The sequence below is a fragment of the Negadavirga shengliensis genome (assembly GCF_042652345.1).
In the GTDB taxonomy this organism is placed as follows: domain Bacteria; phylum Bacteroidota; class Bacteroidia; order Cytophagales; family Cyclobacteriaceae; genus Negadavirga; species Negadavirga shengliensis.
Genome location: NZ_JBHSJJ010000009.1, coordinates 143,237 through 164,003 on the forward strand (window position 1 = coordinate 143,237; position 20,767 = coordinate 164,003).

17 protein-coding genes are annotated in these 20,767 nt (G+C 43.4%); 6 read left to right on the plus strand and 11 right to left on the minus strand.

Going from position 1 to position 20,767, the window contains the following annotated elements:
• Window positions 1-2: 2 nt before the first annotated feature.
• On the minus strand, window positions 3-3,032 hold the full coding sequence (locus ACFPFU_RS16180; RefSeq protein ID WP_377065903.1) for a SusC/RagA family TonB-linked outer membrane protein: 3,030 nt from the start codon (window positions 3,030-3,032) through the stop codon (window positions 3-5).
• Between the two features lie 520 nt (window positions 3,033-3,552).
• Here ACFPFU_RS16180 and ACFPFU_RS16185 point away from each other — a divergent pair.
• Window positions 3,553-4,479, plus strand: a complete 927-nt coding sequence (locus ACFPFU_RS16185) for an ATP-binding protein (RefSeq protein WP_377065905.1) — start codon at window positions 3,553-3,555, stop codon at window positions 4,477-4,479.
• Window positions 4,480-4,792: 313 nt separating this feature from the next.
• Here ACFPFU_RS16185 and ACFPFU_RS16190 read toward each other — a convergent pair whose 3' ends face one another.
• The 5 genes from ACFPFU_RS16190 to ACFPFU_RS16210 all read right to left on the minus strand — a co-directional run bounded on the left by ACFPFU_RS16190 (window position 4,793) and on the right by ACFPFU_RS16210 (window position 11,191).
• Window positions 4,793-4,975, minus strand: coding sequence for a hypothetical protein (locus ACFPFU_RS16190; protein WP_377065907.1), 183 nt, complete (start codon window positions 4,973-4,975; stop codon window positions 4,793-4,795).
• Window positions 4,976-5,245: 270 nt separating this feature from the next.
• Window positions 5,246-5,599, minus strand: coding sequence for a response regulator (locus ACFPFU_RS16195; RefSeq protein WP_377065909.1), 354 nt, complete (start codon window positions 5,597-5,599; stop codon window positions 5,246-5,248).
• Window positions 5,600-5,604: 5 nt separating this feature from the next.
• Window positions 5,605-6,999 carry an ATP-grasp domain-containing protein gene (locus tag ACFPFU_RS16200; protein ID WP_377065911.1) on the minus strand — a complete coding sequence of 465 codons (1,395 nt, stop codon included), beginning with the start codon at window positions 6,997-6,999 and terminating at the stop codon, window positions 5,605-5,607.
• Window positions 7,000-7,015: 16 nt separating this feature from the next.
• On the minus strand, window positions 7,016-7,768 hold the full coding sequence (locus ACFPFU_RS16205) for a sulfite exporter TauE/SafE family protein (protein ID WP_377065913.1): 753 nt from the start codon (window positions 7,766-7,768) through the stop codon (window positions 7,016-7,018).
• Between the two features lie 264 nt (window positions 7,769-8,032).
• The gene (locus ACFPFU_RS16210; RefSeq protein WP_377065915.1) at window positions 8,033-11,191 is read right to left on the minus strand and encodes an AsmA-like C-terminal region-containing protein; all 3,159 of its coding nucleotides are present in this window, start codon (window positions 11,189-11,191) and stop codon (window positions 8,033-8,035) included.
• Between the two features lie 142 nt (window positions 11,192-11,333).
• Here ACFPFU_RS16210 and ACFPFU_RS16215 point away from each other — a divergent pair, with 142 nt between their 5' ends.
• From ACFPFU_RS16215 to ACFPFU_RS16230, 4 genes are all read left to right on the plus strand, one after another.
• On the plus strand, window positions 11,334-12,521 hold the full coding sequence (locus ACFPFU_RS16215; RefSeq protein ID WP_377065917.1) for an outer membrane beta-barrel protein: 1,188 nt from the start codon (window positions 11,334-11,336) through the stop codon (window positions 12,519-12,521).
• 144 nt (window positions 12,522-12,665) lie between these two features.
• Window positions 12,666-12,899: a hypothetical protein gene (locus tag ACFPFU_RS16220; RefSeq protein ID WP_377065919.1), complete on the plus strand. Its 234-nt coding sequence runs from the start codon at window positions 12,666-12,668 to the stop codon at window positions 12,897-12,899.
• A gap of 338 nt (window positions 12,900-13,237) precedes the next feature.
• Complete coding sequence (locus ACFPFU_RS16225) at window positions 13,238-13,474, plus strand: hypothetical protein (protein WP_377065920.1); 237 nt, start codon at window positions 13,238-13,240, stop codon at window positions 13,472-13,474.
• Window positions 13,471-13,977 carry a hypothetical protein gene (locus tag ACFPFU_RS16230; protein ID WP_377065922.1) on the plus strand — a complete coding sequence of 169 codons (507 nt, stop codon included), beginning with the start codon at window positions 13,471-13,473 and terminating at the stop codon, window positions 13,975-13,977. The genes ACFPFU_RS16225 and ACFPFU_RS16230 overlap by 4 nt, the downstream gene beginning before the upstream one ends.
• Window positions 13,978-14,240: 263 nt before the next feature.
• On the opposite strand, the gene ACFPFU_RS16235 is transcribed toward ACFPFU_RS16230, so the two are convergent.
• From ACFPFU_RS16235 to ACFPFU_RS16250, 4 genes are all read right to left on the minus strand, one after another.
• Complete coding sequence (locus ACFPFU_RS16235) at window positions 14,241-14,711, minus strand: hypothetical protein (protein ID WP_377065924.1); 471 nt, start codon at window positions 14,709-14,711, stop codon at window positions 14,241-14,243.
• Between the two features lie 23 nt (window positions 14,712-14,734).
• Complete coding sequence (locus tag ACFPFU_RS16240; RefSeq protein ID WP_377065926.1) at window positions 14,735-15,598, minus strand: DUF2490 domain-containing protein; 864 nt, start codon at window positions 15,596-15,598, stop codon at window positions 14,735-14,737.
• Window positions 15,599-15,608: 10 nt separating this feature from the next.
• Entirely contained in the window at window positions 15,609-17,576 is a 1,968-nt protein-coding gene (locus ACFPFU_RS16245) for a hypothetical protein (protein WP_377065928.1), read from the minus strand.
• 206 nt (window positions 17,577-17,782) lie between these two features.
• Window positions 17,783-19,171 (minus strand): arginine decarboxylase, encoded by a 1,389-nt coding sequence (locus ACFPFU_RS16250; RefSeq protein ID WP_377065930.1) that lies wholly within the window; start codon window positions 19,169-19,171, stop codon window positions 17,783-17,785.
• Window positions 19,172-19,372: 201 nt separating this feature from the next.
• Here ACFPFU_RS16250 and ACFPFU_RS16255 point away from each other — a divergent pair, with 201 nt between their 5' ends.
• Window positions 19,373-19,762 carry a hypothetical protein gene (locus ACFPFU_RS16255; RefSeq protein WP_377065931.1) on the plus strand — a complete coding sequence of 130 codons (390 nt, stop codon included), beginning with the start codon at window positions 19,373-19,375 and terminating at the stop codon, window positions 19,760-19,762.
• Here ACFPFU_RS16255 and ACFPFU_RS16260 read toward each other — a convergent pair.
• Window positions 19,752-20,675: an ROK family protein gene (locus ACFPFU_RS16260; RefSeq protein ID WP_377065933.1), complete on the minus strand. Its 924-nt coding sequence runs from the start codon at window positions 20,673-20,675 to the stop codon at window positions 19,752-19,754. The genes ACFPFU_RS16255 and ACFPFU_RS16260 overlap by 11 nt on opposite strands.
• Between the last annotated feature and the right edge of the window lie 92 nt (window positions 20,676-20,767).

Here is a 20,767-nt window from a genome sequence, read left to right on the forward strand (position 1 = left end):
GATTAGAAGTTTGCGGAAATACCCAGGTTGACCACTCTGGAGATGGGGTATACCCCATTATCGTATCCGGTACCAAGGACGTCACCACCACCTATTTCAGGCGTATAACCTGTATAATTCGTGATGGTAAACAAATTAGTGCCTGACAGGTAAACCCTGAAATTATTGATATTGAATCTATCCAGGAAGGTCTGGTTAAAGGTATAGCCCAATTGGACATTTCTTAGTCTGAGAAAGGATCCGTCTTCGATGAAGCGGTCCGAAACCTCATAATTGTGGCCGCCATTCGTTACCCTTGGTTCTGTGTCACTGGTTCCCTCACCCGTCCACCTGTCCAGGTAAGTGGTTTCAAAATTATAGGTATCAAACCTGGTCTGCTTTTTTGAATTGTATATTTTATTCCCATAAGTGCCGTTGAAATCAGCCCGGAGATCAAACCCCCGGTAATCTGCACCGAAATGAAAGCCGAAAATCAGCTCGGGGATAGGACTTCCCAAGATGATCCGGTCATTGCTGTCTACCAGACCGTCCCCGTTGGTGTCCTGGAATATCAAGTCTCCGGGAACCTCGGGACCTCTCGTCGGGGAGGTTTCTACTTGATTCTGGTTTTGGAAAACACCTAATGTCCTATACCCGAAGAAGTGTCCTATGGATTCTCCGATGATGGTTCTGGATCCCAATAACCCACTGATTCCTACTGCGCCTCCGAATATCGCTTCGTTGCCTTCTCCTATGTCTAGCACGGTGTTTCGAACCGTAGAAGCAATGATTCCGAAGTCATAGCCGAAATCCCCTCTTCTTTCTCTCCAGTTCAGGGTAATATCCCATCCGCGGTTCTCCACACTGGCTGCATTCACGACTGGGTTTTCAGCAGAACCTACATAAGCGGGTATAGGTACTGATACGAGAATATCGTTCGTCCGCCTGAAATAGTAATCCACCTCACCGGTAAGTTTGTTGTCAAACAAACCAAATTCAAAGCCGATATCAGACTGCACCGTTTCTTCCCATTGGATAAACGGATTGGCCAGACGGGTGAGGGCTGCTCCGTATGTCAAGGTTTCGCCGGGGCCGAATACGGCATTTTCGTTGCCGGTGACCACGGGCCGTCCTTCATATTCCCCGATTTTATCATTGCCTATTATACCCCAACTTGCCCTCAGTTTCAGATCACTCAACACGTCAAAATTCTGCATAAAGCCTTCTTCGGCAATTCTCCATCCGGCTGCTACTGAGGGGAAAGTACCGTAGCGGTTTTCGCGCCCAAACCTGGAAGATCCATCTACCCTCACTGTTCCGGTAAACAGGTACTTGTCGTTAAACACGTAATTGACCCGGAATAGATAAGAGACCATGGACCAATCCCTCGCAAGGTTATTGTTGGTTTGGGTGATTTCTTCACCTGCATTGAGATACCATAGTGAAGGGTCTTCTCCGGGAAGGTTTCTTCTTTGTCCACCAAGCTCCTCATAATAGAAATCCTGGGAAGTGATACCGGCGAGGACGTTGAGGCGGTGGCTATCCCATTCTCTTTCAAATGTTATGGTATTTTCCCACAGCCAGTTCCTGGTACGGTTGTTGGAAACGTTGATCATATTTTCCAATACCTGCTGGGCCGGTGAAACATAAAAAGTAGGCGTAAATACACGGCTGTCATTGAATATAAAGTCGACTCCCATATTGGAGCGGAAAGTGAAATACTGGAGGAAATCTACGTCCATGAAGAAATTACCCACCGCTCTGTAGCTGTGGTTCTCATTGTGCCGGTTGTATTCAAAACTGGCGGCGGGGTTTCCGGTGGGGGTCATGTCCGTGAAAGAGCCGTCCGGTTGCCGGGGTTCAAATATAGGCAGTGCGCGATAAGCGGTGGCGACTATGCCTGAAGGCTCATCTTGACGGTTGAAATAAATGAACGAAAGATTATGCCCGAACCTCACGGCGTCAGAAGCTTTGTATTGATTGTTCAACCTGACGGTTAAGCGCTCAAAGTCCGATTCCCGCACTACTCCTTGTTGATTGAAATAGTTTACATTGAGATTGTAGCTGGTGCTCGCGGTACCACCTGTGGCACCTATGTTGATATCGTTGATGGGAGCATTGCGAAAGATGAAGTCCTGCCAGTCCGTCCCTGCTCCGAATTCATCTTCATTATAAGGAGGTTGAGCTCCTTCATTTTGCCTCAGCTCATTGGCGAGTTGGGTATATTGCCGTGCATTTACCATGCTTATCCTGTCTGCGACCTGTTGGACGCCAGTGTAGGCGTTTACGGAGATCGTAGCCGCTTGATCGAAAGCTCCCTGTTTGGTAGTCACGATGATGACGCCGTTGGCCCCCCTGGATCCATATATAGCAGTGGCAGAAGCGTCCTTTAGTACTTCTATCGATTCAACATCATTGGGATTAAGGAAATCTATATTCTCCAATAACATCCCGTCCACGACAAACAAAGGGTCGGCATTGTTTAATGTTCCCACTCCCCGTACCCTAACGGTCGTGCCGGCTCCGGGAGCTCCGGAGGTAGAAGTGACCTGCACGCCGCTGACCCGGCCTTGAAGGGCCTGTGTCACGTTTGGAGTAGGTAATCTGGTGATGTCTTGAGACTTGACACTGGAAATGGCACCCGTCAAATCACTCTTGCGCTGCACCCCATATCCCACTACTACTACCTCATCGAGGCTCCGGGTATCTTCAGAAAGCATTGCATCCAGTTGGGTCCGGCCTTCTACAGGAATTTCCTGGGTTTCAAAACCCACAAAGGAAAAAACGAGAATGGCTTCAGGCGAGGAAACAGTGATTTCATAATTGCCGTCCAAATCCGTTACCGTACCATTATTGGTGTCTTTTTCAAGGATATTTACTCCCGGCACCGATTCTCCCGACGGGTCTGTCACCTGGCCCCTGGTTGTTACTTGCTGGGCCGTTGATACTGTGGTGATTCCTAAATATGCAAATAATAATAGTGTGGTTAATTTTCCTGAACAAGGAATGGGGCCGTTTCCCCATTTCTTATTCATAAGTAATGGGCTAATCATACATCATTTAATTTTGGTTATAAAATATTTTCAAAATAAAATTATATATTATAATTCTTTAAATAATTAAAGTATATAAGTTAAGGTAATATACAACAAAAATCAAGTAATTTGGTTAAAAATATTATATTTTATGTAATTTGCTTACCAAAAAAATGATTTCAAATTATAAATCTGATAAAAATCCTACCTCATCATCGAAGGCATTTCCCTCTTTCTTTTCAAGATGTTTCGGCGGAAAGATCAGATATGCCCGTTGTAATTAAAAAGTCGATCCGGAACTTGGACAAGTACACAGCATGTAATTTCAAATCGCAAACCCGATGGCAATGAACCTATTTCCTGTATTGCCTACAGGCACTTTACCTACGAAAAATTTTATCCCACCACAAAAAGTCGGAGGATCTGCCCGGGGACTTCTCTCCTTTGGAATTTAGGAAGTCGGTTCTATAACATGCTGTTTATGACTTATTCAGGTCGAATTCACTGAAAAAAAACTTTTGGTGAATCAAAAAAGATTATGATTGAAAGAAGCCTTAAAAATAGGGTTTCAGATAAGCTGTTCAAAGGAAAAACCATTATTGTTATCGGTGCAAGGCAGGTCGGAAAAACAACGCTGATTCGGGAGGTATTGCGCGGAAAAGATTTTTTGTTTCTTGACGGTGATGATCCTTTGGTAAAACAACGGCTGACCAATCCAAATACTAAAGAAATTGAAACCATTATCAGAAGCTCCGAAATTGTATTTATAGACGAAGCACAACGGATTGAGAATATCGGGATTACTGCAAAAATCATTCACGACCAATTCAAAAATGTGCAGTTGATTATGAGTGGTTCGTCGGCTTTCGAGCTCCGAAACCACACCAATGAACCGCTGACGGGAAAAAAATTTGAGTATTTTCTGTTTCCCATATCCTATGAGGAATACGAAAAATCAGTCGGGTACTTAGATGCAACCAGAGATTTGGAAAACCGCCTGATTTACGGGTTTTATCCCGATGTCATCAACAATAGAGGGGATGAACGGGAAATCCTCAACGAAATTACCCAAAGTTACCTGTTCAAGGATATTCTCTCTTTCGCCAACATTAAGAAGCCCGAAGTCCTGGAAAAAATTGTTCGGGCTTTGGCTTTTCCGGTAGGAAGCGAAGTTAGTTACAACGAAATAGCACAATTAACGGGAGTGGACAAAAACACAGTTTCAAGCTATATCCACATATTGGAACTTTCGTATATCGTCTATCCGCTTACTTCGTTCAGCCGGAATCTTCGCAACGAGATCAAAACCAACCGGAAAATTTATTGTTATGACAATGGTATCCGCAATGCAATTATCCAGAATTTTAGCCCTATTGTATTGCGAAATGACATTGGCATATTATGGGAAAATTTTCTTATATCTGAAAGACTCAAACGAAATCATTATTACAAAAAGATACTGTAAGAGATATTTTTGGCGAACCAAGCAGCAACAGGAAATCGACTATGTAGAAGAATCGGACGGAAAAATCACAGGTTATGAACTCAAATGGCACCCGAAAGCGAAAGTTAATATCCCGTCAAATTTTCCCAAAACCTACCATGCTGATATCGAGGTTATTTCCAAAGAAAACTTCAGGGAGTTTGTGGGGCTGTTGGAAAATCAATCCTAATTAAATAAAATCAAACGTAAATATTGTTATCAAGATTTAAGCGGATCGGCTGCGGCCTAATGGTAGGTGAGTTTGGTGGCAATATAATACAGATCCCTCACACGCTCAATCGGTTTCCTCATCCCACCATTTCAAACCATTCTCCAGGTAATCGGTAAAATCTTCCATGGGAGAAAATTCTTGCGACAGGGAAAATCCCCTAAACACATTCCCGAAGCTCCTCCAGGATACACTGACAGTTGAAAAGAAAACCAGGGCCATTAAAAGAACTATTAATAATCTTCTCATAACATAAAACACTATTGTAATATTTATATATCATGAAACATGCCAGCCTAATATTAGCCTTTCAGAAGCCATAGGGGGATAATGATTTTAAAAAAAATGGGGAATCTCCCCCCAAATTGTACTTTTCACTGCCAATTTTATAATTTTTTACAGCAATTGGATAGGCTGTCCGCCTGCATGTGGAAAACAATACTTACACAGGTCCCCATAACGGCTTTAATGCCGGATTTTAAGTTTTCTAACCGAATAAAAATACAAGGCGTAAGTATACTACATTTTTTGAATCTGTATCAATAGATCACTTGGATCTATAGGCTTACTGATATAAGCATCTGCCCCCGCCTGCTCGGCCATATCTTCCACCTGCTGGCTGGAAAACCGGGTAATCAGGATCACTTTGGTGGCGGGACTGCTCCCTTTTATTTTTTTTAAAATGTCAATTCCATTTTCATCCGGAAGCTTATAATCCAGAATAGCCAGGTCAAATTCATTTTGGCCAAGGTGGGTATACGCTTCGTTGGCAGACTGAGCATCAGATACAGAATACCCGTTTTTTACTAAAAATCTTGTCAACATCTTACAAAAAACAATGTCGTCTTCTACAATCAGAATTTTGTTTATCATACTGTTCATTTTTCAATAATATGACTCGGTTGAAACATCTTCTTCGCCTGCTGGTCAATGGAGTAAACCGCCATGACACTTTGTATGAAACCTTGGATCAATTCGTCTATACCTAAACCCAGCAACCCAAAATTTCTGATATCGAACAACATCAGCCTTTCATCGGCATAGGTCCATCCATCATCCCCTTTTATCGATAAATTGGTACCGTACATATCCCAGGAGTCCATACCCTCCGGGATGGGCTCATTCAACGGTATCTTTGCCCTTCTGGAATATGCAGCAAGAGGCCTCATTCCCTCCTCGGTGGCGTGCATCATCATCCGGATGTCAAAGGCATAACTTCTGCCTTTACGATCCGGAATCGTCCCCACATGGTACCAGTTTTTCGTTGGGTCAGTGCCATCTATATAGTTGGCGGCAATTAATTGTTGCACAATGTAACGTTCTGAGGGACTATCACCAAGAACTTCAAGGGCTTTTTCCAATTCTTTCCGGTTTATAATGGTATATACGCCTTGACCGGCATTGCTATCGGGAACTTTGATCACCATCGTCCCCCCCAATGCCTCAAAAGATTCCTCTAATTTATCAAAAGGTACGGAACGAAAAGTGGTGGGAGTGAAAATCGAAATCCCTTTCTGTTCAAATTCTTTATTGAATGTCTCGTAGGCGATGCTGGCCGCTTCTTTGTTCCTTCCTCCCGCAAGGCATGCCTCAATCGGGTTCAACAAAAGTGTCCTGCATTCTTCCGGTATCCTGGTCCACGGGTTTTGGGTGACGTACCTGAAAGCTGCCCTTGCTTCTATCCATTGTTCCTTAGGGCCCCGGATATACATTTTTCTCCGCTCAAACCTGACTGGCGGGTCTTCATCATTTTCAAGAAATTTGGCCAAATATACGTTCTCTCCAAAAATATCGGCTATGGTAGCCGCGTAGCCGATATTTTCCATGGGGTTCTTGTCGTAAATGACGACCAAAGCCCCAACTTCCTTATGGTTATCCACCATCGGTTTGAAGGTGTTCTCTATTAATCTTTTGTACCCCCCCTTCTCCGCATTCATTTCCAACACAGGCATGGATTTTTGCCCGGAAGGGCAGCTATTGGTTTCTATCACGGTGAGTTTACGGTTCCCCTTATGGTTGGTCACATGCATGAGATCTGTTCCCGACCACCTGAAATATTTTGGCTGGTAAGCCAACAAAGCGGCAATAGCTTCCGGATCAATTTGGGGATGAAGCCGGCAATACCTCTCCTTGATCTGCTCATTGGACAAGTTCAAAAAATAAGACACCAATGGATGGACGTTGGAATTCAGTACCCGGGGATACCAATGATCGGTGGGTTCAAAGTCACCCGGTTCTACCAGGTGCACGTTGGAGGATATGGATAATTTCATTTGTTGTTGTTCAAAATTAGATATTTTGCAATATTTCCTGTATAAACGGCAGGTTTTTCCACAGCATCAGGCCTCCGCTCAGCACCATACTGGCCACAACGATCTTTCTGAATATGATGGTAGACATCTTTGCAAGTACGATTTTTCCTGCATACACTGCCAATAAAGAGCTTAATCCAATCATCAAGCCATACTGGATCACCTCGCCGTTGACAAAGCCCAGGTAGGCGTAGCTCACTATCTTGGTTAAGTGTAAGAGGATCGCATTGGCTGACCTTGTTCCCAGCAACGACTCTTTGGAAATACCGTAGCCCAGATAGGCCGAGTTCATCAGTGGCCCTACCCCCCCTATCAGACCAGACAGAAAGGAAACGACCAGACCCATAGGGGCAAAATGCCAGGCTTTTATTTTGAACTTGGCAGGAGTTTCCTTCTTATTGAACTGAAAGACCGTGGATATCAGCAGTAAGCCGATCAGCAGCTGAAGATATTCAGTGGAAAGGATCGCAAACATATTGGCCCCGAGTATGGAACCGATTACCGTAGAGGGGAAAAGCCACTTGAACAGGTTCCAATCAATGTGTTTCCAAAACAAAATGACTTTTGAAATGCTGCCCAGGCCGATACTGATGGTCATCACCGGCGCGACTGACCTTACCCCCACTACCACAGCTACCAAAGGCATTAGGAGCAAACTGGCCCCTCCCCCACTTAATGTACTGAGAATGAAAACCACAAAAGCTCCCAGCAAAACTAAAATCAACGTCATTTTTTATGCATTTGTTATATTCAATCTGTAAACAGAATAATCATTTGAAAAATCCATGCCAAAAAAATTTCCTCCAAAAAAGACAAACCAAAAATTCCATTTTGGCCGGCTTTATCTAGACACCCCCTGCAAAAAGGGAAACCTATTCGTCGTGCCAAGCCGTGTAATCAGTGGATAGGTTTTGGGGAGAAGGCGGCGCGCACGCGTGCCCTCCCATCATCGGGAGGATAGGGGTGAAATATTATGATTGACTTAGCGGCACCTTCAGTTTCTCTCTTTTCCCAGAGAAAACCGGTAATCATCAGGGGTGCCTCTCACGTTGATATTGAGAAATCTTATCCTGCGGTTATCATCCCGGTATACAATATCATCCACCTGATCAGGGTCCACTTCCTCTTTGCTTTTTCCTCCAAATAAAGACCTAAACCCTACCTGGGTCACGAGACCCAACGGCACCCTGATAAAATAATCCATGTTCAGATCAAGTCCCTGCTTTCCCGAAAGTTCTATAAAACCCAAACTGGAATTAATGGTCATATTGGGTATATGCAACACACCTTCTTTCAGGTCAAAAGTATTCTTTAAAGTATCGAAACGCACCATGTTCAGGTTTTTGTCTTTGAAATAGGAAGACATTGCCTGGAGAGGGGTGAAGTTAACCAAACTTCCCTGGTAGACGGTCAGGTCCATAAGGGCCTCGCTTTTCTCCACAATGGGAGTAAGGTCGGGATGGACCAGCAATTTGCTCCTGATGGTTCCGCTTACTTTACCATGGAGATTTTCGTTGATCATCGCATCCTGACCGAAATTATCAAATTTCACCATCAACTGGTCGATATCCAGCCGCTCTGCTTCCATGGTGCTGTGAAAATAAATGTGGCTGGAGTCCGATCCATTAAAATAGCCTTTCATCCCGAGGCTTCCATCCGCTACCTTAAAGGCCAGCGTATCCATATGGATATAATGGTCTTGGGTAGTCCGGAGGTCAGCTTTTATGTCCTCAAGCCAGTAGGTATGATAATTCAGCTTGCCGATGGATGCGATGAAACGCATCTCCGAAAACGGCAGTTCGAAAATATTGAAGGTGTCTGCATGGGCTACCGGTTCCGTACTTTTGGGATCATAGTTAAGCAAGGCATCTAAATCCAGTGCGGAAGCCCTGAGTTCAAAATGATTGGGCCGGTGACGAAGCAGCGTGTCCGCTCCCATAAAATAGGCCATGTTGATCCCAAACTCGCTTTGCCCCATTTTTCCTCCGAATTCCTCCACCAGAAGATTGCCGTTTTCCCATTGAAGCCTTCCTTTGAATTTCTCAAGTTTCATGGGATGCATGTTGAGCTTGGCCTGTAAGTGATCCACCCGCACATCAGCTGACCTGAATACGGTATCATATCGCAGATCCAGCCGTCCCTTTAATTCCAACTCACTTATCTCTTCGTTTTTATAGTCATCGGGCAGGTAATTTTCCCCTTTATAGGTCAAAAGGTCTTTAACACTCAAATGGTCGGAAACCAGTTCGAAATCAAACGAAGAGCTTCCGGTTTTCACCTCATTGAACCACTCGCCATAGTTGGTGACTATTCCAGAAAAATAAAAATCACTCTTATCAATTTCTCCGGTAAAATCTTTGACCGTCAATTCATTTTCACTGATGGTCACCCGCGCGTCAAAATCATGGAAGACATGGGGATAATTTTTCAACTTGGCATAAAAGTCTTCCACCACAAATTCTCCCTTGGGCAGATATTCAAACGTCAACAAATCCTTCGCATTGGCCTCAAAACCCAATTTCATTCTAAAATCAGTGATGATTTCATCAGTTAATGCCATCATGGCGGAATCATAGGAAAGCAATTGGGGTATATTGATGGTTTTGGATGCCGCTTCAAGGGATAACTTCACTTCTTCATCAAAACCATGCAACAGCGCCGGGAAATCACTAAGTGTTCCTTGAAAAGCAAAGTCGGAATCGGCAATGGAAAACGCGAGGCTATCCATTCGCACTTGCCCCTTTTCCATTACCGCATGCCCGTTGGCATTGGTGACAGGATGGGGGTAACCGGGAATCAGGAAAGCAAGATTTTTGACGGTCAGTTCACTGTCCAGACCCTCCTTCAGCCTTGCCAAACTCTGTCCGGGCATTTCCATATCAATCAGCTCATCAAAATCCATATCCAGGGTTACCTGTCCTCTCAAACGCTGTAACCCTTCAATCTCGAAAAACTCGCCCAAAAACTCCAGATCCAGATCCGCATGCAGATTGACTTTGATATAAGGGTCCTCAAAATTTCTGATGACCAGCTGACCTTGAAAAATCCCTTCCTCAGGCTTGGCGTGAAAATGCTGAAGCCGCAGCTCCGACGTTTTTAGGTTTCTTTCTTTGCCATTGGTAAAGAATCCGGCAAAACGCAGATCATCAACCCTTTTTTCAACCGAAGTATTGACAAAATAGGCATCATCACAGCCAAATTCAACGGCCACCGAAGGGATATGGCCGTTTCCGGCCTTTCCTTTTATGGTTCCCAAAAAATAAATCTGCCCCTCATTTTTATAACGCCGCAATGTTTCTGCCACCTCTTTAGGAGCAAAGGCAGCAAATACGTTAAAATCGGGCTTTTCCCCGTACAGCTTCAGATCTGTGTGCAGGTCGTCATCTATATCCACTGTCCCCTCCACCGTAAACAGTGCCTCTTCCAGTTTTAACCTGGAAGGAAACACGGTCAGCAGCTCCGTCAATTCATTGTAATCCACTTCCATGTCCAGTTCCACATTCTTCCGGGAAAAGAAGGTAGGATGCTGGTTATGCAGAATGTCCAAAACCAGTTTGGAATATATATCGAAAAACACATGATCCCGGGCAACCCTTATTTTGGATTTGAGCTGATCTATCTGGACTGAAATATCCTGTAAGGTCACCTGGTCAGAAAAAGACACATCAAATCCGGAAAGAACCAGTTCCTGAAGATCAAATTCAAATTTCTCAACCGTGGGTTCTACATTTTCTTCCCCTTGTGACCTGTCCAGGTTCTTTGCCAGCAACAAATTGATATCGCCGTTCTCATATTTGACAACATCTAAATGGCCCTTTTTGATTTTTATGCTTTTCACATGGTATTGCCCCCTCAATATATCCATGATATCAAAACCGAGGTAAAGGTCAGAAGCCCCGTAGAGCGGTTTGGTATTTTTCTCCTTATTTTCAAAAAACCTCACCCCTTTTAAATCAATGGATATATAAGGAAAATTGGCAAAGGGTGAAATATGGGAAGCATCTATTTCCAGTTCCCCCGCAAACTGTTCGTTGATGGTTTCCAGGGCCTTTTGGGTGAGCGCATTTTGATTTTTAAATACCCCGAAAATGGCGCCCGCCAAAATCAAAATAGGAATGATTGATAGGGCAGAAATAACAATCCATTTTTTCATACACTTTCGCTTGCTGCTTGAATCCAAAAATGATCACAAACAAATGTAATTTTTAGATTTAATCAAAACCTGGATTTTAGAAAAATTAACATGCACTGTCCTTTTGACTTATTTTTGTCATTGTCATTTCTAATGACCTCCTATGGAGTCAGTTTGGTTCATCAGCTCGATTCCGGGAGCGCCTACCGAATCCACTCCCATTTCTTTGGACGCCATCGAAGAAATCCAGGTGAACATCGCCCCCTATGACGTGACGCAGGGCGGATTCACCGGAGCGGGGATCAATGCCATCACCCGTTCAGGAGACAATGAGTTCAGGGGATCGGCATTTTACAATACAAGAAACCAAAGTCTCGTGGGTACAAATGCCCGGGGCACCGGGGTGGTCACTACAGACTTCAATGTAGAGCAATATGGGTTCAGGCTAGGCGGCCCCATCGTCAAAGACAAATTGTTCTTCTTTATAAGTGGGGAATCCGAACGCAGAAGCGACCCCAACTCGCCTTTTATAGCCAATGCCCCCGGCAGAACAGGTGCCAATGTCACAAGGGTACTGAAGTCGGAGATGGACGAACTGCGGGGCTTTATGATCAACAATTTTGGCTATGATCCTGGGTTGTACGAAGATTATAATTTAGCCACGGAATCCGACAAATTTCTGATCAAACGCGACTATAACATCAGCACTACCCATAAATTAAGCGCAAGATTCAACACCCTTCTTTCGTCCAGGGAAAGGCCGGTAGCGATAACATCATTGGGGTTTGGGGGAAGAAACCAAAATCTGTTTTCTTTGAATTTCCCAAACTCCAACTATCTTTTGACTGACAATGTCTACTCCGGAATCATAGAACTCAATTCAAATTTCGGGAATAAATTCGCCAATGAACTGAGGGCAGGTGTAACTTCCAACAGGAACTTTATGTCCTGGGGAGGCGGTAATTTTCCGATGATAGATATTCTGGAAGACGGCAGAAACTATACCTCATTGGGGACAGATCTGCTTTCACCAAACAGGGGGCTGAACTCGGACACTTGGCAATTCCAAAATAATTTTACCGCGTATCTGGACAAACATGCGATAACGGCAGGGGTTAATTTTGAATACTTCAATTCTGAATACACATTTACCCCCACCTATTTTGGGCAATATGTATACAACTCCCTTGACGATTTCTATAGACATGCCTCAGGCGAGGAGGTTGAATTGCAACGGTATCAAAGGCAATATTCAGCCTTAACCGGCGGACAAATTCCCACTGCAGTAATCCAGGCATATAATCGCCAGTGCTTATCTCCAGGACGAAATCTGCTTTACACCGCAGTTTAAAATGACATTGGGATTGAGATTGGACGTGCCTTTCTACGGGCAAACCGCAGAAAGAAACTTGGAAGCTGAAAATCTACATTTTCAAAAGCCCAACGGGGGACCAATCACCATACGTACCGACAGACTGCCTGAACCGCAATTTATGTGGAGTCCCAGGATGGGCTTCAACTGGGATGTAGACGGAGAGCGGGGATTCCAGATCAGAGGGGAACCGGTTTGTTTTCCGGGCGGCTTATTTACATCAATATATCCAACATGGTCAATACCAACGGGGTCTTGCAGGGACAAATCAGGGAAGACAACACCACTGACTTTGCTTTCTCTCCCGATGTGAATGCTTATATTCCCGAATCCCCCCGAAAGGGCCGAGACCAATGATCTTGCCTATATCGACCCCGCTTTCGAAACCCGCAGGTATGAAGAAGCAACATAGGGATCGACAAAGAATTATTTGGTGGAATAGTGGGTACTTTCGAGGGCATCTACACCAGACAGGTACACGATCTTCTGTTTTACGACGCCAACCTAAGGCCACCAGCAAGAAACATGGCTGGCCCCGACAACCGGCCCTTATACGGTTTTTTTGATAAAGCCAACCGGCTGAATCCCCACATCACCAATAGGGGCTATAGTTATAGCCTGACATTCCAGCTACAAAAAACTTCACTAAAGGATTTCATACGATACTGGCTTATAACTATGCCCTCGCAAAAAACATGGTCGACGGCAATACCCAGCATTACCTGTCTTACGAAAACATCCATTCTGCAAGGGGAAGTAATTATCCTTATCCGGGGTTTTCTTTGGACGACCGCAGACACAGGATAATAGGATCGGCAAGTTATCGAAAAGAGTATGCAAAAAACATGGCAAGTACCGTTTCGCTGTTTTATGAGGCTCAAAACAACGGGTCGCTTCATATGTATACAAGACGGACATCAACGGTGATTTGATCGCGGGAAATGACCTGCTGTACGTGCCGACAACCCGGCAGTTAGGGGAAATGCAATTTGAGCCTTTAACGGTTAACGGGACTACCTATTCTGCGGAAGAGCAAAGGAAAATGTTTGATGAGTACATTAATCAGGATAGCCATTTAAGTTCCAGAAGAGGGATGTACGCGGTAAGAAACGCAGTCCAGCTCCCCATAGTGGGAAGGGTGGATTTTTCTTTTATGCAGGATTTTTTCATCAATGTGGGCGGAAAAAGGAACACCCTCCAACTTAGAGCAGACATATTCAACTTCAGCAATATGATCAATAACAATTGGGGTGTGGGACAGATCATCATCAATGAATCGCCCATAGGGATAGTGGATATGGACCCGGTTACGAATGTGCCCACCTACCAGGTCAACCCCATGAGAGAAAATCTGCCATCAAGTTCCTTTACCAGAACCGCCAATATCGGGGATGTATGGCAAATGCAGTTAGGGGTCAGGTATATATTCAATTAAATGAATTAAACCGAAAAATAATCAATAATCCACCAGCTTTTAATAAATCTGTTCTTACCTATAAGAGGCTGTCCGGGAAGTCGGAACAGCCTCTTTTTCTTTTTTTGCCATTAAAATAGATCTTATTTTGAGTGTAATGTTAATGATTATTCATGCTATTCATTCGGCTTCTGTTATAGAATTTTCCATCATTTTTTTTCTGAAACTTACCTATGTGACCACGTTTTTTATAAAGTGGAAGCTAAAAACTAATATACAAGAAATTAGTTGATAAAATAAGACATCCCTATTTTTATGATAAACTCTCCATTGTTCTGAGGCTGGAATTTAAGTTCTCCGTTTAGACCCAATTCATCCATTAGTTTATACAAAATGCCTCCCCCAATATTTAAACTTCCCCTATGATACAAAGGATCATCAAAATCGAATTCCAATCTTCTTCGAAAATTGGCGTAACCTATCAGTCCATAAAGCTGGACAGCCTCTTCCTGGAAATAATACCTGCCATCTATGTGAAGTTGACTTGCTTTACCTGAAGCAGGCAGTAATATGGAAAAGGAAGGAGCAAATGATATATTGTCTATAGGAAAATATTCACCCACAAAATTAACCCCCGTTAGCCCCGAGCCCAATCCAAAATCGTGTCCGTACTGGAGACGGTATTGCCCTTGGTATTGAGCCACCGTAGAAAACGACAAGACCAGAAAACACAGAAATAATATTATATTTTTCATTTTATAATTCTACTTGAACAGTTTTAAAATGAAGGTAAACTCCTAGCGACAGGTGTTCTACGGCTCCTGAAATCAAGGGTATACATAACGTTCAACCTGACAATGTGCCTGTTGCTATAAGTTCCCGGCACGCCCGTCGGCCCATACGTCCACATATGACCTCCAAAAAACATGAAATTGTTGTAGGTATATCCTATTGCCGTATACACCCTGTTTTCCTCAAATACATCGGTAATATGTTTACCCGTTTCGAAGAATACTTCATTGGACGGGGCAATAAAAAAGGTGTTATTTTCCATGCGGGGTTTGTTAATAGGAATATAAGCCATTATTTTATACCGGAAGCGGTCGGTATATTTATAATCCGCACCAATATCATTGTACCTTTTCCAGCGATGCTCAACTCTGAATTGGTGCAGGATCTTGGCGCCCGCGATGCTCTGGGTAAATAACCACTGGTGCCATATCCGGGGTTCTATAGTATAGTTCAAATAAGTAGGGTCTTCCCTGTCCGGAGTATAATTTAGAACCAAAGTAGGGCCAAGGGTGACTTCAAACTGGTCATTAAACAAATAGGTGAAGCCAAAACGGTTATATATCTGCCCCATACGGCCGACAAAGTCTGACCTGTTATCCATGCTTGCTTTTCTTCTGTAATGATTTTCCTGGTACCAAAAAAACCTATCCGAGAGACGCAGTTTTACATATAAGCCATTCCAAAGTTCGGTGGTTGGAGCTAGACTAGTTCTACTTTCCGGAAGATAGGACTCTGAAGAATTATTGTTTCCTCCCGGAGTTTCCTGTCCCGATACCCATGATGATATGAAAAAACAGATGATCGGGAGGATATAATATTTCTCCATTTTGTATTGTTCTTTTAACTTCATGTTCAATTAATTATCCGAGATCAAGAGCGGATTCAATGCGATTCGGGGCGTTTCTTCTTCTGAGTCTCCTTTCCAAGGACCGGGTGTCCTGATCTCTTAATTCAATCATTCTTTCCTGAAGTTTTTCAATGTTACTGACATGGTCTTTTATTTGGGTATAGTCCTCTTCCTCCTTGAGCTCACCCACGTAGTGATTGAACAGGCGGACCGCCCCGCTTTCAAATAGCCGTTCCTTGGCCCGCACATCGTACCTTGTATAGGTAAATGGATTGAATGTCTCTTCCATATACAATCTGTCAATCTCCAGATTACGGGGATATAATCCCGTTAAGGCGGGAAACCTCTTTTCAAGTTCATCGAGCAGGTCCAAAAGCAACTCCCCTTTTTCCACCTTCGCTTCAAAAGTGACTTCATTGGCATATTCCTTACTGAAATCATCAAACCGTTCCTCAAGGAAAGTCCTGTAGATCGCCAGAAACATTTCCTGCTCATCATCGGAAATGGCCTCATGACTGAGGTATAAAGAATCAATCTCATTTTTTCTGGTCAAGATCTGTGCTTCCATGGCGGTCAATTTGGAACTGACCTCGATTTCATACAACTCCCCGCGCACAAAGCCCGCCAAATCCGCAACAAATTCCTGCTCCTCCAGCAAATAGGCCTCCAAATCTTCCAACAGCGATTCCTGGCTCCTAAAGCCGGTTTCTCTGGGAAACGGCTTTAGGAGCGTATCGTCATTATAGATATAAGTGATCTCATCTACCCGGGACATATACTCAATACCGTCTTTGGTAAAATTACCCAAATCATAGTATCTGATCTGCCCGCTTCTGATCAAATCCACAATTTCTGCCACTTGTTCGAGTTTTCTGACCCGGTCGTCGAAATAAGCGTGTGAAAAAGCCAATGAGTCATTTTTGTTTCTGTTTAAGGACAGGGAATTCATCTCACTGAAACGGACCACAGTGTCCCTTAGCTGGTCAAAAAGTATGGGGATTTGCACCAAACGCTCCTGATCTTCCTTAGAAAATTCAAATTCAAACCGCTTGGTATAAAAAGGGTAAACCAAAATCTCACCCCCCTCCCCAATCGCCTCGTCAAAGCGCAGCAAATTTTTTATAAAGCCTTCCATGAATGCGTTCCCATCCATTTGGATCTGCTGCTGAAGCGCCCTGCTCCTGTAGCCGTCATTGAAATCCACTCCAAACTTACCTTCGGCCACCTGGAAACCTTCATTCACACCGTCATTCACCTTGTTCAGTTTATCAATCGTAGAAAAATAAATCGCTTCATCTAATTTTTGGCCCGTTTCCAGGTTCCTTCGGGTAATACCCAACAGAAAACCGTTTTCATAATTGCGGACTTCAGATATTAACACAGAATCTACCAGATAAACCAAGGACCACTCGCCATGCATCAATCCGGTTTTATTGATTCTCCCTCTGATAAACTGGGTGTAATTACCCGAAAAATTACGGTAGTGCAGGTTATCCACTATGTAGCCATTGGTAAACCTGATCTTTTCGGCCCTGGCTTTTGGCTGGACTTTATTTTCGGCAAAAATATTTTCGATATAATCCCAAGTCCCGTCCCGTTGACCTTCTTTATAACTTGCCCTGATCTCCACTTCCTCACTTTCTAAGGTGGATTGGACCTTGAAATCCACCACATCCTCTAAATGCACTTTATGTCTTTCCCGATCAAATAACCAATTTCCATTCTTCAGATTATTTTTGTAGCTTCCTCTTGCCTGAAATTTTGTCAGCAAGGTCTGGTCCAAGGAATCAATTTCTTTGTGGTCAAACCTGAAAAAACCATCCAGAATAATGTTGCCGTCAATACCCTCTTTAAACTCAAAGGTTGCCGTTCCCGTTTTTCCCTTAAATTCATACTCTCCTTCATACACGGTCTCAGATTGACCAAAAATGAACCCGCATCGTAAAAAAATCACAATCAGCAATAGAATATGTTTTCGCATAAAACGCTCTGTTAATATAATCACCTGCAACTAATGTAGATTTGGTTCTACTTAAATAACTGATTTTAACAAAAAAAGGTTAACTTGATGAATGACAAGTGATTACAAACATCCCATCAAATTACCTCTTAAATTTTCCATTTCTTTTATGACAAAAAGCAAATAAAAAAGGGGACTAGATCCCCATTTTAATATTCCTGCCGCAATCAATACCCAAGTGTCTTCATCATGCTTTCACTGTTCTGCTCAGGGGCAAACAGCCTGTGGGTAACCTCGCCATCCTTATCCCTGTCAATGATCACGTGTTTGGGAGCCGGAATCAAGCAATGTTGAATACCTCCGTATCCCCCCAACGATTCCTGATAAGCTCCAGTATGAAAAAAACCTATAAATTGCTTTTTGCCATTTTGGATTTTCGGCAAATAAATGTTGAACTGATGGGCTTCTGAATTGTAATAATCCATGCTGTCACAGGTGAGTCCGCCCAGTGAAATATTATGGTATTCCTCATTCCAATTGTTGATAGCCAACATGATATATTTCTGATTCAGGCCCCAACTATCCGGCAACTGAGTAATAAATGACCCATCAATCATGTACCAAAGTTCTTTGTCATTCTGAAGCTTTTCGTCCAGAATGGAATATAGCACTGCCCCGCTTTCCCCTACCGTGTAGCTGCCAAACTCTGTGAATATGTGAGGTTCAGCGGTGTTGTTCTTTGCACACATCCATTTGATGTTCTTAACAATCTGGTCCGCCATGTACTGATAATCATAATCAAAAAACACATTGGTTTTAATCGGCCAGCCTCCCCCTACATCCATGGTGTCCAACTCAGGGGCTATTTTTTTCAGTTCAACATATTTTTGTATAAACCGGGTAAGTTCCGACCAGTAATAAGCGGTATCCCTGATGCCTGAATTGATGAAAAAATGAAGCATTTTTAAGCTTACATTGGGATTGTTTTTGATTTTCTCCTCATACAGCTTGATAATATCCCCGTACCTTACCCCCAACCGGGAAGTATAAAATCCAAAAGTAGGTTCCTCATCGGCTGCTATCCTGATCCCCACCTTGAAGGGTACTTTGACGTGCTCGAGGTAATAATCGATTTCAGACAGGTTATCCAACACCGGAATACAATTGACAAAACCGTCATTGAGCAATTCTGAAATGTATTGCTTATACAGTTCCCTTTTGAACCCGTTGCAAACAATATAGATCTCTTTATCTACCTTCCCTTTTTCATAAAGACTCCTGATCAAAGGGATATCAAAGGTAGAACTGGTTTCTATATGCACCCCGTTTTTCAAGGCTTCGTCCAGCACAAAACTGAAATGGGATGACTTGGTACAGTAACAGTAAGTATAATCGCCCTTATAATCATGTGCCTGAATGGCATTGTTGAAGTAGGTCTTCGCGTTTTGGATGTTTTCGGAGATTTTAGGCAGATAGGTTAACTTCAGCGGTGTGCCATAGGTTTGGATGATATCCATAAGGTTCACACCGTTAAAGTGGAGTTCATCATTTTCAACCTCGAATTCTTTGGTGGGAAAATCAAAAGTCTGTTTGATCAGATCGATGTATTTGTTCATTTACCTATTGGTAGTCCGTTGATGGTTTGAAACACCAAAATTTGCACGAATTCTTGAAAAATCAAACCGATTCCCTGTCTAATCTGGGGCAAATATTAAAAAATTGGTATTAAGGACTTTAATCTTTAGGAGAATAGGGGAAATAAAACCGAATCCCTAAATTTGCGATTCTTAAAGTCGTCCCCTTAAACTAAAACGTCAATGCGCCTCCTGTTTCCGTCTACCCTCTTTTGTATGGTCATCCTTACTTTTACCCTATCATGTGCTTCCCGGCTGGATGCGGGCAGCGTTGATCTGGACAATTGGAAAAAAGACAGAAACGGCTGCGAAGGGCTAAGGATCAAGGACCTTGATGAAATCCGGCGTATCAAAAACACCTTTCTGGCCCGAACCAACCAGGAAATCATCACCACTTTTGGGCGGCCCGACAGGGTAGAACTCGCAGATAAAAGTCAGAGTTTTTTCATCTATTTTCTGGAACCCTCAGACCGCTGCGCTGCAGAAAGCAAAAAAGAACCTTTAAAGGTTCTTTTCCGGCTTAATGCCATCAACAAGGTCAGCGAAGTATCGGTCACCCATCTTAATCCATAAAACAGAGGGCAGCCGCACCCAATATCCCTGCGTTGTTTTCCAAAGTTGCCCGGTTCATCTTTAAATCTTTCAGGTAGTAGGGGGTCAGGTACTGGTTGATGGTTTTTTCCATTGATGGCTGGATAAATGGAAGCCCCGCCGAAATTCCGCCTCCAAAATAAATCTCCGTCACATCCAGAATACGTATGGTGGACACAATAGCTTCGCCCAATATTTCGCCCACCTCTGAAAATACTTCCAGGGCTATTTTATTGTTGCTTTTTGCCGCTCCCACCAACAGATGCATCCCCAACTCTTCTCCTTTCAATTCCCCCAGTTCTTCGGGGTATTTTTCCATCATGCGTTTAGTAATATTCAATATACCATTCCTTCCGATCAGGGGCTCCAGTCTGCTGTTGCCCCGGGAGAGCATGTGTCCCATTTCCATGGCATTGCCCCTCACTCCCTTAAACACCTCTCTCTCCATGATCAGCGCACTTCCTATTCCCGTTCCCAAAGTAATAAAAAGATAGCTCCCTGATGTCTCACTATGCCCGAAATGCAATTCACCCACCGCCGCGGCACTGGCATCATTTTCCAGATGAAAGTCGACCTGGGGATATTTCAGCAACAGGCCTTCTTTTAAATTAAAGCCGTTGAGTTCCGGTATAGCAGGTATCTCCAGAGTGGTGGTCCTGTCTTTGCTGACCAATCCCGGCAATCCTATCCCTACTTTTCTAACTTCCGGATGTTTCTGAAGAAATTTGCCCACCGCTTCCACAAAGGCCAAATTGAACCCTTGGCTACTGCCTCTGAGCACTCCTGTATCCTCCTTGGAAAAATCCAGTATCTCACCTTTGGGATTGACCAAGCCTACTTTTACATAAGTACCTCCTACATCTATTCCCAAAAAATTCTCCAATTGATTATTCATGATAATTAGTTGCTAGATTGAATGCGCTAAAATAGTAAAGAGTTTATATACCTACATAAAATACCGCCAAAAGTCTTTGTTATTATTTCAAA